Source organism: Stenotrophomonas sp. NY11291, assembly GCF_023277365.1.
GTDB lineage: Bacteria > Pseudomonadota > Gammaproteobacteria > Xanthomonadales > Xanthomonadaceae > Stenotrophomonas > Stenotrophomonas geniculata.
The window spans coordinates 1,021,379-1,039,475 of the sequence record NZ_CP096975.1 but is presented as its reverse complement, the minus strand read 5'-3'; the positions used below and the strand labels follow the sequence as shown (position 1 = coordinate 1,039,475).

General features: G+C 66.2%; 7 protein-coding genes and 1 tRNA gene. 4 read left to right on the top strand and 4 right to left on the bottom strand.

Annotated elements, in window-relative coordinates; all coding sequences use genetic code 11:
- Positions 1-25: 25 nt before the first annotated feature.
- From recR to dnaX, 3 genes are all read right to left on the bottom strand, one after another.
- Positions 26-625, bottom strand: coding sequence for a recombination mediator RecR (recR, locus tag M1L61_RS04820; RefSeq protein WP_032127775.1), 600 nt, complete (start codon positions 623-625; stop codon positions 26-28).
- Between the two features lie 82 nt (positions 626-707).
- The gene (locus M1L61_RS04815; RefSeq protein WP_010483846.1) at positions 708-1,028 is read right to left on the bottom strand and encodes a YbaB/EbfC family nucleoid-associated protein; all 321 of its coding nucleotides are present in this window, start codon (positions 1,026-1,028) and stop codon (positions 708-710) included.
- Between the two features lie 5 nt (positions 1,029-1,033).
- On the bottom strand, positions 1,034-3,091 hold the full coding sequence (gene dnaX / locus M1L61_RS04810; RefSeq protein WP_248854387.1) for a DNA polymerase III subunit gamma/tau: 2,058 nt from the start codon (positions 3,089-3,091) through the stop codon (positions 1,034-1,036).
- A 144-nt stretch (positions 3,092-3,235) separates the two neighbouring features.
- On the opposite strand from dnaX, the gene M1L61_RS04805 reads away from it, so the two are divergent.
- From M1L61_RS04805 to M1L61_RS04790, 4 genes are all read left to right on the top strand, one after another.
- A tRNA-Ser gene (locus M1L61_RS04805) sits at positions 3,236-3,328 on the top strand.
- A gap of 438 nt (positions 3,329-3,766) precedes the next feature.
- A protein-coding gene (locus tag M1L61_RS04800) for an IS3 family transposase (RefSeq protein WP_231298559.1) occupies positions 3,767-4,890 on the top strand; the annotation gives its coding sequence in 2 pieces (ribosomal slippage) (positions 3,767-4,007 and positions 4,007-4,890; 1,125 coding nt in all).
- 379 nt (positions 4,891-5,269) lie between these two features.
- On the top strand, positions 5,270-6,379 hold the full coding sequence (locus M1L61_RS04795) for a DUF3667 domain-containing protein (protein ID WP_248854386.1): 1,110 nt from the start codon (positions 5,270-5,272) through the stop codon (positions 6,377-6,379).
- Between the two features lie 75 nt (positions 6,380-6,454).
- Positions 6,455-6,898 carry a GNAT family N-acetyltransferase gene (locus tag M1L61_RS04790; protein WP_235651966.1) on the top strand — a complete coding sequence of 148 codons (444 nt, stop codon included), beginning with the start codon at positions 6,455-6,457 and terminating at the stop codon, positions 6,896-6,898.
- Positions 6,899-6,955: 57 nt separating this feature from the next.
- On the opposite strand, the gene M1L61_RS04785 is transcribed toward M1L61_RS04790, so the two are convergent.
- Positions 6,956-17,860, bottom strand: a complete 10,905-nt coding sequence (locus M1L61_RS04785) for an autotransporter-associated beta strand repeat-containing protein (RefSeq protein WP_248854385.1) — start codon at positions 17,858-17,860, stop codon at positions 6,956-6,958.
- Positions 17,861-18,097: the final 237 nt, after the last annotated feature.

The following is an 18,097-nucleotide window of genomic DNA, read 5'->3' as shown; positions in this document are numbered from 1 at the left end:
CACGCCCGGCCATGCCGGCCGTTGCTCAATCGCGGAATTCGCTGCGCGTCCCGAACGCGTGCGACAGCGTGCCACGATCGACGTATTCCAGTTCGCCGCCCAGCGGCAGGCCCTGCGCCAGACGGCTGGGCTGCACCTTGCGTGCGCGCGCCAGCTGCGCCAGGTAATGCGCGGTGGCCTCGCCCTCGACAGTGGCGCTGGTGGCGATGATCAGCTCCTGCACCTCGCCTTCGGCCAGCCGTCGCTCCAGCTGCTCCAGGCCCAGCTCGCGCGGGCCGATGCCATCAAGCGGCGATAGGCGGCCCTGCAGCACGAAGTAGACACCGCGGAAGCCGGTGGCGTTTTCGATGGCCAGGCGGTCGGCCGGCGATTCGACCACACACAGCTGGCTGCGCTCGCGGCTGCTGTTGGCACAGGTCGGGCACAGCTCGGTTTCGCTGAAATCGCGGCACTGCGCGCAGTGGCCGATGCGTTCCACCGCCAGCGCCAGGGTTTCGGCCAGGCGCTGGCCACCTTCGCGCTCACGCTCGAGCAGGTGGTAGGCCATGCGCTGCGCAGTCTTCTGGCCGACGCCCGGCAGCACCCGCAACGCGTCGATCAATTGTTCAAGCAGGGGTGCGGACACGGCGACAGGCTTTCATTGCGTCGAGCAGGCTCGACGGCTACAGGGTCCGTGGCACCCGGTTACACGGGTGCCACGCTGAAAATCAGAACGGCAGCTTCATGCCCGGCGGCAGCTGCATGCCAGCGGTGGCCGACCCCATCTTCGACTTCGACTCGGCATCGATCTTGTTCGAGGCATCGTTGAAGGCGGCGGCGATCAGGTCTTCCAGCATCTCCGGGTCGCTGGCCAGCGACGGATCGATGCGCACCTTGCGGCATTCCTTGGCACCGGTCAGGGTCACGCTGACCATGCCGCCACCGGCGCTGCCGGTCACTTCGATCCTGGCGATTTCTTCCTGGGCCTTCTGCAGGTTTTCCTGCATCTTCTGGGCCTGCTGCATCAGTTGGGCGATGTTGCCGCGCATAGTCTCTACTCGTCAAAAGAACGGATGGAATCGGAAACAACCCGGGCGCCGTGCTGTTGGATCAGCACCTGCACTTCCGGATCGTCCATGAAAACAGCCTCTGCCACCTGCTGCCGCTCACTACGCTGACGGTCGGCACGCTGATGCAGGGTCTCGGCCGGAACGTGCTCGATTTCCACGGTCTCGACCACGATCTTCGGGGCCTGGCCAAGGGCTTTCTCCAGCATCTCGCCCAGGGCCGCCAGCGCACGCTCCGAGCGCAGGTACTCAAATCCGGGCGAAAGGCCCAGTTTCAAGGTCCCGTGCTGGCAACTGATGAAGGCAGCGTTGGCCGCCAGCTGCCGCGACGGGCCGCTCAGGCCACTGTTGGCAACCAGATCCAGCCAGTCCTCGGCGCTGGCCAGGTCGCTGACACCTTCCAGCGGCGCGGTCCCCTGCACTGGCGCGGGCTCGGCCGGCGCGATGGCAATGCCTTCAGTGCGGAACGGGCGCTCGGACGGCGCAGGCTCGCCGGGAGCCGCGACGGGAGCCGTCGGTTCATGCCAGGGCGCCACCATGGCGGCGTCCGGCCCAGCCATCTCGGCCGCCAGCGCCTCGTCACGCGCCTCGGCTTCGTCGGTGGCCCACGGCGGCAGGTCGTCGCCCGCTTCTGCTTCAACAGACGGAGGCGCCACGGCTTCGGCCTTCACCGGCGGCGGTGACACCGGCTCCTCCACCGGAACCGGCTCGGGCTCCGGCGTCGGCTCAGGGTCGGGTTGCGGGACCGGCTCCGGTTCGGGTTCAGGTTCGCGCGGCGCGGCCTGCGCCGGAGCGGCCACCTGCGCCACCACGGCCGGGCTGGCCGAAGCGGCGGCAGCGGCCGGCGTCGCTTCGTGGCTACCGGCACCGGTGCCACCACCGGCGGCTTTACCGCCCGGCGTGCCACCCACCGCACCGTCGACGGCCTTCGGCACCGGCGGTACCGCTGCGGCCGGTCGGAACGCCAGCATGCGAAGCACGGCCATTTCAAATCCCGCGCGCGGGCTCGGCGCCAGCGGCAGGTCACGACGGCCGTTCAAGGCCATCTGGTACCAGAGCTGCACCACTTCCGGGCGCAGGCGTTCGGCGAACACCGTCGCGTCCAGGCCTTCAGCGGCCGCTGCGGCACCCGGTACCAGCTGCTGCACCTGGATGCGATGCAGGCCTTCGGCCAATGCTTCCAGCACGCCACTCCAGTCCGGCGAGAATTCGGCCAGCGCAGCCACCACCTGCAGCAGGCGCGGACCATCGCCCTCGGCCAGCGCATCGAGCATCGCCGCCACCTGGGTGCGGTCGACCGTGCCCAGCATGGTGCGCACCACGTCCTCGCGCAGCGCGCCGCCGGCATAGGCGATCGCCTGATCAAGCAGCGACAGGCCGTCGCGCAGGCTACCGTCAGCGGCCTTGGCCAGCTGCACGATGGCACTGCCGTCGGCCTCGATCTCTTCTGCCGCCAGGATGCGCGTCATCTGGCCCTGGATCTGATCCTCGTCCAGGCGCTTGAGGTTGAATTGCAGGCAGCGGCTCAGCACGGTGACCGGCAGCTTCTGCGGGTCGGTGGTGGCCAGCAGGAACTTCACGTGCTCCGGCGGTTCTTCCAGCGTCTTCAGCAGCGCGTTGAACGCCGCCTTGGACAGCATGTGCACTTCGTCGATCAGGTAGACCTTGTACTTGCCACGCGAGGGCATGTACTGCGCGTTCTCGATCACCTCACGCACGTCATCCACACCGGTGTTGGACGCGGCGTCGATTTCCAGCAGGTCGATGTAGCGGCCGGCGTCGATGTCCAGGCAGGCCGCGCACTGGCCGCACGGGTCGGCGCTGGTGCCCTGCTCGCAGTTCAGCGACTTGGCGAAGATGCGCGCGATGGTGGTCTTGCCCACGCCGCGGGTGCCGGTGAACAGGAACGCGTGGTGGACCCGGCCGCTGTCCAGCGCGTTGCTGAGCGCACGGACCACGTGTTCCTGGCCCACCAGCTCGGCAAAACGCTTCGGACGCCACTTGCGGGCAAGGACGAGGTAGGACATCAGGCCACCGTTTTCCATCGGATGTTCCATTGTGCCATGCCTGTCCAGCCCCCTCGCCTCCGGCACGTCCTTCGCAGGTTCCTGGCTGGGGTGCTTGTGAAGTGCCGCGCAGCCCGCTAGAATCTGCGCCCCTGCTGAGGCGTTTGCCGATGGCAGGGATCCGGAGAGGTGTCCGAGTGGTTGAAGGAGCACGCCTGGAAAGTGTGTAAGCGTCTAAACCGCGCTTCGGGGGTTCGAATCCCCCTCTCTCCGCCAGATAAATGAAGAAGCCGCCCAGTGGGCGGCTTTTTTATTTGTCTGGCGGGGAGCATCGGGCGAGAGAAGCCCCGCCGGGGTTCGACGGTTCTGCAGGAGCAGAACCGGACCGCCGCAGGCGGGTCCCGGTGCGCAGCGCGCCGGGATCGGGTGCATGGATGCACCCGACAATCCCCCTCTCTCCGCCAGATAACTGAAAAAGGCTGCCTGAAAGGGCAGCCTTTTTCAGTTATCTGGCGCGGGACGCGAAGTGCGCTGCGCGCGCTTCGCCCCAATCGTTGCTGCGCAACGTTTGGGCCCCTCCCTTTGCCTGCCTCTCCCCGCCCCTGCCGGGGCAGCCCCTCAACAGAGGGGCTTGTTCCTCCAGAGACGTCGGTTGTGGTGGTCTAATCAACTTGGACACTCGATAGGATCAATTTCAAGCATCGAGGTAGACCCATGGCAAAGCAGATCACTCAGGGCATGAGGGACGAGGCGGTTCGCCTTGTGGTTGTGGAGGGGCAGACAGTCAGGGACGTCTGCCAGCTGATGGATGTCGGCCCGACGGCGCTGAGGCGCTGGATCGAGCAATGGCGTCGAAAACATGACCCGCAGGCCGAGGCACCGCCCGTAGATGCCCAGGTCAGAATCGCCGAGCTGGAGGCCCAGAATCGCAGGCTCAAGGAGGAGCGCGACCTACTAAAAAAATCCATCGCCTTCTTCATTCGGGACAGCGATCACCGGAACAGGTGATCCAGGAATTGGGGAAGGTCGCTCCGATCCGGTTGGTGTGTCAGTTGATGGACTATCCCCGTAGCAGCTACTACGCCTGGCTGCACCGGGAGCCCCGGATTGACCGGGAACTGCTGGCCCAGGTTGATCTGGTTCGTCGCATTCATCAGTCCCACCGGGGGAGCTGTGGCTCTCGCAAGATGGCCAGGGAGCTGACCAATCGCGGCCTGCCAGTGGGTCGCTACCGCGCCCGGACGCTGATGCGCCGGGCCGGCGTCAGGGCGCGGCAGCACCGGCGGCACAAGTACCACAGTCTGGGGCCGCAGGCACTGACCGCGCCCAACGTGTTGGAACGCCAATTCAACCCGGAGGCACCCGACCAAGTCTGGGCAGGGGATATCACCTACATCCCGACCCAGCAAGGCTGGCTCTATCTGGCCATCGTGGTGGATCTGTTTGCCCGACGGATCGTGGGCTGGGCCCACTCTCACGAAGGGGATGCCTGGCTGGCCGTCAGAGCCCTGCGTGGGGCTCTGAAACAGCGTCGTCCCAACGGGCGACTACTTTTCCACTCGGATCAAGGTCGGCAGTACACCAGCCATGCCATGGCCGAAATTCTGCGTGACAACGGCATCACCCAAAGCATGAGCAGGAAGGGCAACTGCTGGGACAACGCGGTGGTGGAACGGGTTTTCGCCACCCTCAAAGGGGAATGGCTTTACTCCAAATACCCCACTCGACAGGAGGCTGCAGCAGACATCGAGCAATTCGTGGACTGGTACAACCACCGTCGGCCGCACAGTGCCAACGGCCTTGTGCCACCTGCGCTTTGTGAAGAGCAGGTGGCCTGAACTCCCTTTGGGAGTGTCCAAAAATACTTGACCACCACAGTAGATCCACGCCATGCGTGGATGCTCTTCGCGCGCCCCCCCTGCTTCCCCACATGCTCCTCAAACAAGCTGGCGCGGGACGCGAAGTGCGCTGCGCGCGCTTCGCCCCATCGTTGCTGCGCAACGTTTGGGCCCCTCCCTTTGCCTGCCTCTCCCCGCCCCTGCCGGGGCAGCCCCTCAACAGAGGGGCTTGTTCCTCCAGAGACGTCGGTAGATCCACGCCATGCGTGGATGCGTTTGATCGCCTTACGCACGCTCGATAGCACCCCAAAACAAACCTGAACGAATCCTGAAAATTCGCCATCGTAGGCGCCTTCAACCGACGCTTGGCCCATTGCCCATGAGCTCGATCGACAGCGCTCACGCCGCCTGCGAAAACTGCGACACCGCCCTGCACGGCCACTACTGCCATCGCTGCGGGCAATCGGCGCACAACCCGCTCAAGCATGTGGGTCATGCCATCGAACAAGTGTTCGAATCCTTCTGGCATCTCGATGGGCGTATCTTCCGCACGCTGCGCGATCTCTGGGTGCCGGGCCGCATCGCGCTGAACTACCTCAAGGGCCGCCGGGTCGGATACGTGCAGCCCCTGCGGCTGTTCGTCATCCTCACCCTGTTTACGTTCTTCGTCGGCAAGCTCTTCGTGCACGTCGACGATTTCAGCATCGGCGGTGGCACCAACTCTGTGTACGCCAAGACCACGACAGTGGAGCAGGTCGAAGCCGCCCGCGCGGCGCAGCTGGCGTTGATCGACCAACAACAGGCCAACTCACCCGGCACCGGCAACGCCGGCTTCGCCATGGCCAGGGCTGCAGTGAATGCCGCAGCCGCGCAGCGCAAAGCCGAGCTCACCGGTGCCGGCAAGGAGGCCGCCACGACGGAAAACGGCACTTTCTTCAACCACACCGTCAACGGCAAACCGTGGGACGCTGACACCAACCCCATCGTGATGGCCGGCTGGCCCCGGTTCGCCAACAACTGGCTCAACAAGCGCCTGCACAACGGCAACGCCAACATCCAGCGCATGGGGGGCAAGACCGATCTGTACATGCAGGCGATCCTGACCGCATTGCCCGGCGCCCTGTTCTTCCTGATGCCGGTGTTCGCACTGGTACTGCGCGTCGCCTACATTCCGCGGGCGATGGGCTATCTGGAACACCTGGTGGTGGCGCTGTACAGCCATTGCTGGCTGATGATGGTGCTGCTGGCAACCTTCCTCATCGCCGGCATCAGCAGCGCGCTCGCATCACCCGCATTCGCCGCCGTCAGCCAATGGCTGTATGCACTGTTGTGGCTGGCAGTACCGGTCTATCTGCTGTGGATGCAGCAACGCGTGTACGGCGGCAACAAGGCGCTGACCGTGCTGCGCTACCTGGCCATCGGCGGCGTCTACCTGTTCCTGGTGAGCTTCGTGGTGATGTATGCGGTGCTGGCGGGAATCTCGGCCTGAGGGATACACGCACGGCATCCGGTCCATGAATCCGCGCATGGCGTGGATCTACTGGCGATCGTTTATCGTGGGCCCATGAACCTCCGCCTCTACCGCCCCACCGATGCCAGCGCCTGCCTGTCGATTTTCGACAGCAACGTACCCACCTACTTCGCGCCCGAAGAGCGCAGTGACTTTGAACGCTTCCTGCGCGAACAGGCCACGGACTGTGCATTCCAGGTCATCGAGCGCGATGGCAGCATCGTGGCCTGTGGCGGCCTGTCGCGACGCGGCGACGGCAGTGCCGGTTTCTGCTGGGGGATGGTCCAGCGCGCGCTGCACCGGCAGGGGCTGGGCCGCGAACTGGCACTGGCACGCCTGCGCCAGGCTGAAGCGGATCCCTCGATCAAGCGCATCGCGCTCAGTACCAGCCAGCACACCCAGGGCTTCTATGCCGGGCTGGGCTTCCACGTGACGCGGATCGTGCCCGATGGCCACGGCGCCGGGATCGACGCCGTGGAAATGGAGCGGGAGCTCTAGCGCTCCCGCCCCGGCCCCATCCACGCAGTGCGTGGATCTACCGCTGGCCCGCTCCCCTCAGAAGCCTACGCGCAGGTTGATCTGCCCGCCAACATCACGGCGGCCATCGCCGTGCTGGCCCTGCACGAACATCGACAGCTGGCTGTTGCGGCCGAGCCCAACCGCCACGCCGACCTGACTGACCAGCGCATTGCGTGCCATCACCGCGCTGTAGACGTCGAACGCGTTGCCACCGACGGCGAAGCGGTTGCGGCTGGCCACATCGGTGTCACCCGAGGCGTGCTGCCAGCCGAGGCCGACCGTCAGCTGTGCCGGGAAGCGCTCGCCGCTGCCCACATCCCAACGTCCACGCACGCCCACGGTGCTGACATTGAGCGTGTCCTTGCCGCCTTCCAGCTCCAGTGCAGCAGTGCCACCCTGCTCTACTGCGCGATCGCTGTCGACCCAGTGCTTGGTGAACTGCACGTACGGCTGCAACTGGGTCTTGCCATGGGTCCAGGTCCAGCTGCCCTCCACCTGCGCGATGGTCACATCCGAGTCCTGGCGGCTGTACAAGGTCTGGCCCAGCAGCGGCACCTCACGCGTGGTGCGCGTACGGTAGTCGCCGCGCGATACGCTGCCACCCACCGCGAAGCCGTTGTTCCACTGGCCCTGTGCATACAGGCCGAACGTGTTGCCGCGCAGGCGGGCCCGCGAGCTGCGATCGTACAGGCGCGTATCCAGCCGCTCGTTGCCTGCGGCCGCACCCAGCACCACGTGCTCGCCCAGCTGCCAGTCCACGCCCGCCATCAGCGCATTGCGGTTGGAGCGGATGTCATCTCCGTTGCCGTCACCGTCCTGGCGGAACACCTTGCCACTGCCGGCCAGCCACGCCGAAGCACGTTCACCACGCACGGTCGGCAGCTCACTGCCCAGGCGCTGGCGGATACCCTCTTCCAGGTAATTGTCGTACAGCAGCACCGCGCGGCTGGCCGCATGCACTTCACCGGACAGCTGGTCGAAGGCAGCGCGCGCGGTACCCGCGTCATACATCAGCAGCATGTTGTACAGGCCCAGTGCCGAACCACTCTGCGGCAGGCTGTCCAGCGCTGCGGCGGTGTTGTACTGGTTGCGCGTCTTCGCCGCCGTGGTGAATGCCGCGGTCTGCGCCACGTCGATCCGCAGGTTGGCCGTGTTCGCGGTGTAGACCGGGGTGATGGTCAGGAAGGCCGACGGCGTGGTCGCCGAGGCGAACTGCCCGCTCACCCCACCGCCCGCGTTGACCACGGTGTACTGCTGGCCCTGCTGGTAGCTGGTGCTCGGCGAGATGGTGTTCACCTGCACGGTGCTCCCAGCCACGTTGGCACTGCCGCCCACCTGCACCGTGTCGCTGCCGGTGGCACCCAGATCGATGCCCAGCGTGCTGCCCGGCGACAGGGTCAGGTTGCCCCCCACCGTGATCGTGCCGGTGCCATTGCCCGCACCGCTGCCGTTGCCCGGACCATTGCCCGGCGACAGCACGCCGCCGCTGGACACCGTCACGCCACCGCCGGCGCCACCGATGGTGCCGGTGCCGGACAGCGTGGTGCCGCTGCCGATGGTCCACTGGCCGCCGATGTTGCCGGTGACATTCAGGCCACCGCCGGTGACCTGGCCGGTACCGCTGAAGCCACCGCTGTTGCCGCCCAGGTTCAGGCCCCCCGGGCCGGCCTGCACGATGCTGCCACCACCACTGATGGTGCCGCCCAGCGTGGTGGTGCCACCGGTGTTGATGATCAGGCCACCGTTGTTGGTGATGTTGCCGGTGACCGAACCGCTGGCCCCGCCGTTGCCGACCTGCACCGTGCCACCTGCATTGATGGTGGTGCCGCCGGTGTAGGTGTTGTTGCCGGTCAGCGTGATGGTGCCGTTGCCGGCCTGGGTCAGGCCACCGCTGCCACTGATGGTGCCGCCAACGGTGGTGTTGCCACCTACGTTGAACACCAGGCTGCCGTTGTTGCTGACGTTGCCGGCAATCGATCCGCTCGCGCCGCCGTTGCCAACCTGCAGCGTGCCGCCGGTGCTGATGGTGGTGCCGCCGGTATAGGTGTTGTTGCCGCCCAGAATCAGCGTGCCGGTGCCGGCCTGGATCAGGCCACCGCTGCCGCTGATGGCGCCGCCGACGGTGGTGTTGCCACCCACGTTGAACACCAGGCTGCCGTTGTTGGTGACGCTGCCGCCAATCGCGCCGGTCGCGCCGCCATTGCCCACCTGCAGGGTGCCACCGGCAGTGATGGTGGTCGGGCCGGTATAGGTGTTGTTGCCGGTCACGGTCAGCGTGCCGCTGCCGGCCTGGGTCAGGCCGCCGCTGCCGCTGATGGTGCCGCCCAGCGTGGTGTTGCCCGCCACGTTGGACACCAGCGTGCCGTTGTTGGTGACGTCGCCCACGATCGAGCCGGTCGCACCGCCGTTGCCAAGCTGCAGCGTGCCACCGGCATTGATGGTGGTACCGCCGGTGTAGGTGTTGGTGCCGGTCAGCACCAGCGACCCACTGCCCGCTTGGGTCAGGCCACCCGTACCGCTGATGGTGCCGCCCAGCGCGGTATTGCCGGCCACGTTGGAAATCAACGCACCATTGTTGGTGATGTCACCGGCAATCGAACCTGTGGCGCCGCCGTTGCCGACCTGCAGCGTGCCACCCGCATTGATGGTGGTGCCGCCGGTGTAGCTGTTGTTGCCGACCAGGGTCAGCACGCCAGCTCCGGCCTGGGTCAGCGCGCCAGTGCCACTGATCGCACCGCGGACCGTGGTGTTGCCACCGACATTGAACACCAGGCTGCCGTTGTTGGCGACGTTGCCGGTGATCGCGCCGGTCGCACCGCCATGGCCGACCTGCAGCGTGCCACCGGTATTGATGGTGGTGCCGCCGGTATAGGTGTTGTTGCCGGTCAGGGTCAGCGTGCCGCTGCCGGCCTGGGTCAGGCCACCGGCGCCGCTGATGGTGCCGCCCAACGTGGTGTTGCCGGCCACGTTGGACACCAGCACACCGTTGTTGGTGATGTCACCGACGATCGCACCGGTCGCACCGCCATTGCCGACCTGCAGCGTGCCACCGGCATTGATGGTGGTACCGCCGGTGTAGGTGTTGTTGCCGGTCAACACCAGTGTGCCGCTGCCAGCCTGGGTGAGGCCGCCGCTGCCGCTGACCACGCCGCCCACGGTTGCCGTGGTACCGAGGTTGTAGACCAGGCTGCCATTGTTGGTGATGTCGCCCAGCACCGAACCGGTGCTGCCGCCGTTGCCGATCTGCAGCGTGCTACCACCGTTGATGGTGGTGCCACCGGTATAGACGTTGTCGCCGCTCAGGGTCAGCGTGCCGGTACCGCTCTGCACCAGACCGCCGGTGCCACTGAGCACACCGCCGAAGGTGGTGCTGCCGTTGTTGCCGCCGGTGGTCAGGGTCGCCCCCCCCAGCACCACGCTGGATCCGGTCACGCCGGCCAGGCCTCCGATGCTCTGGCTGCCACCGGCACTGATGTCCAACGTGCCGGCGCCGGCCAGGTTCACCGTGCTGGCACCGGACAGGCTGCCACCAGCCGCCACCGCCAGCGTGCCGCTGTTGAGGGTGGTGGTACCGGTATAGGTGCTGGCACCGCCCAGGGTGACCGTTGCTGCGCCATCCTTCAGCAGGCCGCCAGCACCGCTGATCGGGCCGTTCAAGGTCAGCGCGTTGCTGCCGGCCAGGGTCAGCGTGCCGCTGGCCAGCTGCACGGTGTTGGCCAGGGTCAGCGCGGTGGTGCCGTCCAGGCTGGCATTGCCGCCCACGGTCAGCGTGCCGGTTCCCAGTGCACCGTTGTTGCCCAAGGCAAGGCCACCGGCGTTGAGTGCCACGCCGCCACTGAAGCTATTGCTGCCGGTCAGGCCCTGGATGCCAGCGCCGTTCTTCACCAGGCCGCCGGTGCCGGTGATGTCACCAGTGAACGTAGTGTTGCCCACGCCATTGAGTGTCAGCGTGCTGCCACCCAGCGCCACGGTGCTGCCGGCCACGCCTGCCAGCGAGCCGATGGCCTGCGGGCCACCCGCGCTGATGTCAAAGGCGGTACCGGCGTTGGCCAGATTCACCGCACCCGTGGCAGCCAGGCTGCCACCGGCGCCGATCGCCAGCGTACCAGCGTTGATGGTGGTGCCACCGGTGAAGGTATTGGTGCCGGTCAACGTCTGGGTGCCCGAACCTTCCTTGACCAGGCCACCGGAGCCCGCCACCGAACCACTGAAGGTGCCATTGGTGGCGCCTCCGATCGTCAGCGTGTTGGCGCCCAGATTCACCGTACCGCTGCCGATCAGGGTACCGAACTGCTGCGTGCCGCTACCCGCCGACAGATCGAAGGTCGCACCCGAGGCCAGGTTGACGATGCCACTGGCGTGCAGGCTCGCGCCGGCGCCCAGTGCCAACGTACCGGCGTTGATGTTGGTGCCACCGGTATAGGTATTGGTGCCGTTCAAGGTCAGCGTCGCTGCTCCCTCCTTGGTCAGGCTGCCGGCACCACTCAGGTTGCCGTTGAGGGTGAGGTTGTTGCTGCCGAGTACGGTCAATCCGTTGTTGAGGATGAAGTTGTTGGCCAGCGTCACCGCGGTGTTCGAATCGAGCGTAGCCGCGCCTCCAACCGTCACCGCACCGGTGCCCAGCGCAGCGTTGTTGCCGACCACCAGGCCACCTGCGTTGAGCGCCACGCCACCGCTGAAGGTGCTGGCGCCATTGAGCGTCTGCACGCCTGCGCCGTTCTTGATCAGGCCGCCATTGCCGCTGATCGCACCGTTGAAAGTGCTGTCCACGGTACCACCCAGGGTCAGCGTGCTGCCGCCCAGTGCCACCGTGCTGCCGGCCACGCCGGCCAGCGAACCGATGGCCTGGTTGCCCGCCGAGATGTCGAGCGTGCCGGTGCCGGCCAGGTTCACCGCGCCGGTTGCGGCGAGGCTGCCACCGGCACCGATCGCGAGCGTGCCACTGTTGATGGTGGTACCCCCGGTGTAGGTGTTGGCACCGCTCAGGGTTACGGTGGCCGCACCGTCCTTGATCAGCCCGCCCGTGCCGGAAATCACACCGCCCAGTGTCAGCGCTTGGCTGCCGAGCAGGTCGAGATTGGCACCCGAAGCGAGGTTGATGTTGTTGGCCAGGTTGACGCCGGTCGATGCATCCAGTGTCGCGTTGCTTCCGACCGTCAACGCACCGCTGCCGAGCGCAGCGTTGTTGCCGACCACCAGTCCACCGCCGTTGAGTGCAACGCCACCACTGAACAGATTGGCGCCGCCCAGCGTGAGGATGCCGGCGCCATTCTTGACCAGGCCACCGGTGCCGGAAATCGCGCCATCGAAGAGGCTGTTGCCCACACCATCGAGTGTCAGTGTCTGTGCCCCCAGGCTCACCGTCGAGCCGGCCACGCCGTTCAACGACCCGATGGTCTGGTTGGCCCCTGCGGTGGAGATATCGAAGCCGGTGCCTGCAGCGCTCAGCGTCACCGCGCCGGTCGCGGCCAGGCTGCCGCCCGGACCAATCGCCAGCGTGCCGGCGTTGATGAAGGTGCCGCCGGTGTAGGTGTTGGCACCGGTCAACGTCTCGATGCCTGCCCCCACCTTGGTCAGCCCACCCGTGCCTGCGATCGAACCACTGAAGGTGCCATTGGTGGCGCCGCCAACTTCGATCGAGTTGGCGCCGAGGTTCACCGTGCCGTTGCCGACCAGCGTGCCGAACTGCTGCGTGCCGCTGCCGGCAGACAGATCCAGCGTGGCGCCTGTGGCGAGGTTCACAGTACCGCTCGCTGACAGGCTGGCACCGGCCCCCAGCGCCAGCGTGCCGGCGTTGATGTTGGTACCACCGGTATACGTGTTGATGCCATTCAAGGTCAGCGTTGCGCCGCCATTCTTGGTCAGGCTGCCGGCCCCGGAAAGAACACCGTTGAGCGTCAGCGCATTGCTGCCGAGCACGGTCAACCCGGCATTGAGCGCGATGTTGTTGGCCAGCGTTGCCAAGCCGGTTGTATCCAGCGTGGCGGCACCGCCGACGGTCAATGCACCGGTACCCAGCGCCGCGTCATTGCCCAGGACCAGCCCGCCTGCGTTGAGTGTCACGCCGCCGCTAAAGGTGTTGGCGCCGGACAACGTCTGTACGCCCGCGCCCACCTTGATCAGACCGCCACCGCCACTGATCACGCCGTCGAACGCGGCATTGCCGGTCGTGCCGAAGGTCAACGAATTGCCGCCCAGTGTCAGCGTGCTTCCGCCCGCACCGTTGAGCGCGCCGATGGTCTGGCTGCTGCCGGCACCGGAGATATCGAAGCCAGCACCTGCGCCCAGCGTGATATCACCCGCTGCGGCAAGACTGCCGCCCATGCCCAGCGCCAGCGTACCGGCGTTGATGGTGGTACCGCCGGAGTAGGTATTGGCACCGGACAGCGTCAGCGTGGTAGCACCATTCTTGATCAGGCTGCCATTGCCGCCGATCACACCCGACAGCGTCAGCGCGTTGCTGCCCGGCAACGTCAGTGCAACGCCCGAGCCCAACGTGACTGCATTGCCCAGTGTCACCGCAGCGCCTGCATCCAGCGTGGTACTGGCATTCACCGCCAGCGTGCCGGAACCGAGTGCGCCGTTCGCGCCGACCACCAGGCCACCGCCGTTCAAGGTCAAGCCACCACCGAAGGTATTGGTGTTGCTGAGCGTCAGCAGGCCTGCACCGTTCTTGATCAGGCTGCCATTGCCGCTAAGCACGCCGCCCAGGGTGAGGTCACTGCCGCCGCCCAGAGTCAGCTGCGTGCCGGCGCCGAAGTTCACCGCGTTGGCAAGGTTCAGTGCCACCGTGTTGTCGAGGCTGACGGTGCCACCCACACCGAGCGCGCCGGTCCCCAGCGCACCGGCGTTGCCCAGCACCAGCCCACCGCCATTGAGCGCCAGGCCACCGCTGAAGGTGTTGGCACCAGACAGCGTCTGGATGCCAGTACCGGTTTTGACCAGACCGCCAGTGCCGCTGATCACGCCATCAAAGGTGGCGTTGGCATTGCTGCCGAAGGTCAGCGAATTGCCGCCCAGCGTCAGCGCGGTTCCGGCCACGCCGTTCAACGCAGCGATGGTCTGGTTGCCGCCGGCCGCGGAAATGTCAAAGCCCGCGCCGGCATTGCCGAGCGTCACATCGCCGCCCGCCGCCAGGCTGCCACCGGCCCCCAGCGCCAGCGTGCCGTTGTTGATGGTGGTGCCGCCGGCATAGAGGTTGGCACCGCTCAGGGTCAACCGTGCCGCACCGTCCTTGATCAATCCACCGGCGCCGAACACCGTCCCAGCCAGCGTCAGGTCGTTGCTGCCCAGCACGGTCAGATTGGCACCTGCGGCCAGGCCGATGCTGTTGCCCAGGTTCAGTGCGGCGCTGGCATCCAGCGACGCGTTGCCACCCACATCCAGTGCGCCGGTGCCCAGTGCGCCGGCATTGCCCAGCCGCAGCACACCGGCATTGAGGCCGACACCACCGGAGAAGGTGTTGGGACCATTCAAGGTCAGCGTCGAAGCGCCGTTCTTGACCAGTTCGCCGGTTCCGGCGATGACACCGCCCAGCGTTACATTCTCCGTGCCAAGCAGGTTCAGTACCGTGCCTCCGCCCAGATTCACCGCATTGCCCAGGCTGAGCGCCACACTGCTGTCCAGCGTCGCGCTTGCGCCGACATTCAGTGCGCCCGTGCCGAGTGCACCGGCATTGCCCAGCAGCAGGCCACCACCGTTGAGCGTCAGCCCACCATTGAAGGTATTTGCGCCGTTGAGGGTCAATAAGCTGGCACCGTTCTTCACCAGGCCACCTGCGCCGGAAACCACGCCGCCCAGAGTAATGGCCTGTGTGCCCGGCAGCGTCAGCAGCGCACCACCGCCGAGCGCGACATCATTGACCAGGCTCAGCGGGGCACTGCCGTCCAGCGAAACACTCCCGCCGACGCTGAGCGCCCCGGTACCCAGCGCACCGTTGTTGCCCAGCAGCAGACTTCCGGCGTTTGCGCTCAGTCCACCACTGAACGTGTTGTTGCCGTTCAACGTCAGCAGCGACGCACCGTTCTTGACCAGGCTGCCGGTGCCGGTGATGTTGCCGGCCAGGGTCAGGTTCTGGCTGCCCGGCAGGGTCAATGCCGCGCCAAGGTTGATCGCATTGCCCAGGTTGAGTGCTGCAGTGGTGTCCAGCGAACCGTTGCCACTGACCGTCAGCGCACCGCTTCCCAGCGCGCCGGCGTTGCCCAGCACCAGGCCGCCGGCCGCAAGATTCAGCCCACCACTGAAGGTGTTGGCGCCGGTCAGCGTCTGCACGCCACTGCCCTGCTTGATCAGGCCACCGGTGCCGCCGATCACGCCGGCGAAGGTCTGGTTGGTGGCATCACCGAAGGTCAGCGTGCTGCTGCCCAACGTCACCGTGCTGCCAGCGATGCCGGACAGTGCGCCGATGGTCTGGTTGCCCCCCAGCGAGATATCCAGTGTGCTGCCCGCGCCGGCCAGGCTGACCGCGCCGGTCGCCGCCAGGCTGCCACCACTGGTCAATGACACCGTTCCGGCATTCACCGCCAGCCCACCGGTGAACGTGTTCGCGCCGCCCAGCGTCAGCGTGGCAGCGCCGTTCTTGACCAGGCTGCCGGCCCCGCCAATGACACCCCCCAGCGTCAGCGCGTTCGAGCCGAGCACATTGAGCGAACCACTGGCGCCCAGTGTGATGCCATTGCCCACGGTAAGCCCGGTGCTGGCGTCGAGCGATACCGCACCGCCGACGTTCAGTGCCCCTGCTCCCAGTGCACCGCCGTTGCCCAGCACCAGGCTGCCCGCGTTGAGCGCCAGACCACCGCCGAACGTATTGGCGCTGTTGAGGGTCAGTGACGATGCACCATCCTTGATCAAGCCGCCGGCGCCACCGATCACCCCGTTGAACGTGAGCGCCTGCCCGCCAAGCAGATTCAGCCTGGCGCCGGCACCGAGGTCGACGGCATTGGTCAACGCCAACCCGGTCGTGCCATCCAGCGTGGCATTGCCGCCGACAGACAGCGTGCCACTGCCCAACGCGGCGTTGTTGCCCAGCAGCAGGCCACCGCCGTTGAGCGCGACGCCGCCGCTGAGGTTATTGACACCGGACAGGGTCTGTACGCCGGTACCCAGCTTGATCAGACCACCGGTGCCTGCGGCGAACGTGCCGGCATAACTGGTATCGCCCACCCCACCGAGGGTCAGCGTGTGGCTGCCGAGATTGACCGAACCGCCGAGGCCGGCCAGCGAGCCGATGGTCTGGTTGGTCGCCGCTGAAAGATCCAGGCTGGTACCAACGCCCAGCGTGATCGCACCGTTGGACGACAGGCTGCCACCCGCGCCCAGCGCCAACGCGCCCCCGGCCAGGTTGAAGTTGCCGGTCAGCGAATTGGCACCATTCAAGGTCAGCGTGCCCGCGCCGTTCTTGGTCACGTTGCCGGCACCGGAAATCGAGCCACTCAATGTCAGCGCATTGCTGCCCAGCAGGTTCAGCGAGCCCCCGCCATTGACCACCAGGTTGTTGCCCAGGGTGATGCCCGCCGTCGTATCCAGCGAGGCGCTGCCACCTACGGTCAAGTTGCCGAGGCCCAGTGCACCGGCATTGCCCAGCAGCAGGCCGCCCGCATTGAGGTTGACGCCGCCGGAGAACACGTTTGCGCCGCCGAGAGTAACGATGCCGGTGTTGTTGACCGTCAGCCCACCAGCGCCTGAAAGCACGCCACTCAGGCCGAATGCATTGGTCCCTGCCAGGGACAGATTGCCACCGAGGCTGAAAGCGTTGGCCAGATTCAGACCGGCCGTGGAGGAGGCGATGGCACCGCCGTTGGCTGTGAACAGCCCTGTGCCGAACGAACCGGCATTGTTGAAATTGATCAGGCCATCATTGAGCGTCGTCGGCCCCGCACCCGCCCACGCACCCTGCAGGTTCCAGGTGCCGCTGTTGACCGTCAGCTTCTGGAAGTTGACGTACTGGTTCCAGCCCACCGTGGTCGGCGCACCACCGGTGCCGGAGCCGGGGCCAGAGGGACTGTTCTGCAGCACCAGGCTGTTGTTGCTCGCCGAGCCGCCATCAACCTGGCCCGCGGCCGCCAGATTGACACCCACGCTACCCACGGTACCGGCGATACCCACGCCGGCGTTGTTCACGCTGGAACCAGACACCGCTGTGAACGTATTGCCTGCCGTAGAGTTGCCCAGGTGCACGCTGCCGTTGATCGTTCCAGCGTTGAGGAAGATGTTGCCGTTGGTCGCCGAGGCGGACCCGGCAAAGCCGACACGACCGGTGATGCTGCCGGTATTGGTGAACTGGGTCTGCGCGCCGCCATAACTGAGAATGGCCGGGGCATCGGCGGCGGTGAACAGACCCGCACCGAAGATCGACATGCTCACCGAGCCATTGTTGACGACGGTGCTGGTGCCGCCCGCAGCGTTCTGCACCACCAACGCCTGTCCACCGAAACCGAGGAGGGAGGCGATATTGACCAGGCCGTTTATCGAACCACCGGCAAGATTGTTCACGTTGATGGCATTGCCACCGACCGTCGCGTTGCCCAGCACCATGCCCGACGCCGCCAGGCTCAGGCCACCGCTGATGGTGGGATCGACCGTGCCCTGGTTGTTCACGGTAATGCCGTTGCCGTTCAAGGTCACCGCACTACCACCCACGATCGGCGGCACGCTGAGCTGGGCGCCGGTCTGGATATCCAGGGTTACGCCATTGATGCTGTTGGCCAGCGAGTTGGTGCTTGAGCCTGTCGGGCAAGTGACTGTGTTGCCGACGGTGTTGCACGCTGCGAACGCCGAACCGCTGGCCAAGGTGGCTGCCAGTGCGACCGCCAGCTGATGCGCCCGCAATCGCGGTGGCCGCTTCGCGGTAATCGCACTTCCGCCGGGATTCTGGGCGACCTCCGAAGCAACCTGCATTACGCCGAGGGCACGATTGAAAACCAGACGGTAAATGCGGTTCATCGGTAAATCTCCATGAAAAGACCGGATGGCACTGCGGGCAGGTTTTTTGAAGACGATGCGGTCCATCCCGGCTCCCGATACGGGAACAAGGCCTGGCGGCATTAACTCCTGAAAATCTTCACATCTTCACGCGACGCCCCCTGGAAAAGGTGCGCCGGCGTGTCCGTCAAGGCGAAAACTCCCCGGTTTCGCATGACGAATGGCGGCACTGTGCGTCCGATGGCGCCAGCGGCATGT

Bases quoted from the DNA above. Each gene is read 5' to 3' on its own strand.
- M1L61_RS04790 (WP_235651966.1), top strand. From the start codon at position 6,455: ATGAACCTCCGCCTCTACCGCCCCACCGATGCCAGCGCCTGCCTGTCG.
- dnaX (WP_248854387.1), bottom strand. From the start codon at position 3,091: ATGGAAAACGGTGGCCTGATGTCCTACCTCGTCCTTGCCCGCAAGTGG.
- M1L61_RS04815 (WP_010483846.1), bottom strand. From the start codon at position 1,028: ATGCGCGGCAACATCGCCCAACTGATGCAGCAGGCCCAGAAGATGCAG.
- M1L61_RS04785 (WP_248854385.1), bottom strand. From the start codon at position 17,860: ATGAACCGCATTTACCGTCTGGTTTTCAATCGTGCCCTCGGCGTAATG.
- M1L61_RS04795 (WP_248854386.1), top strand. From the start codon at position 5,270: ATGAGCTCGATCGACAGCGCTCACGCCGCCTGCGAAAACTGCGACACC.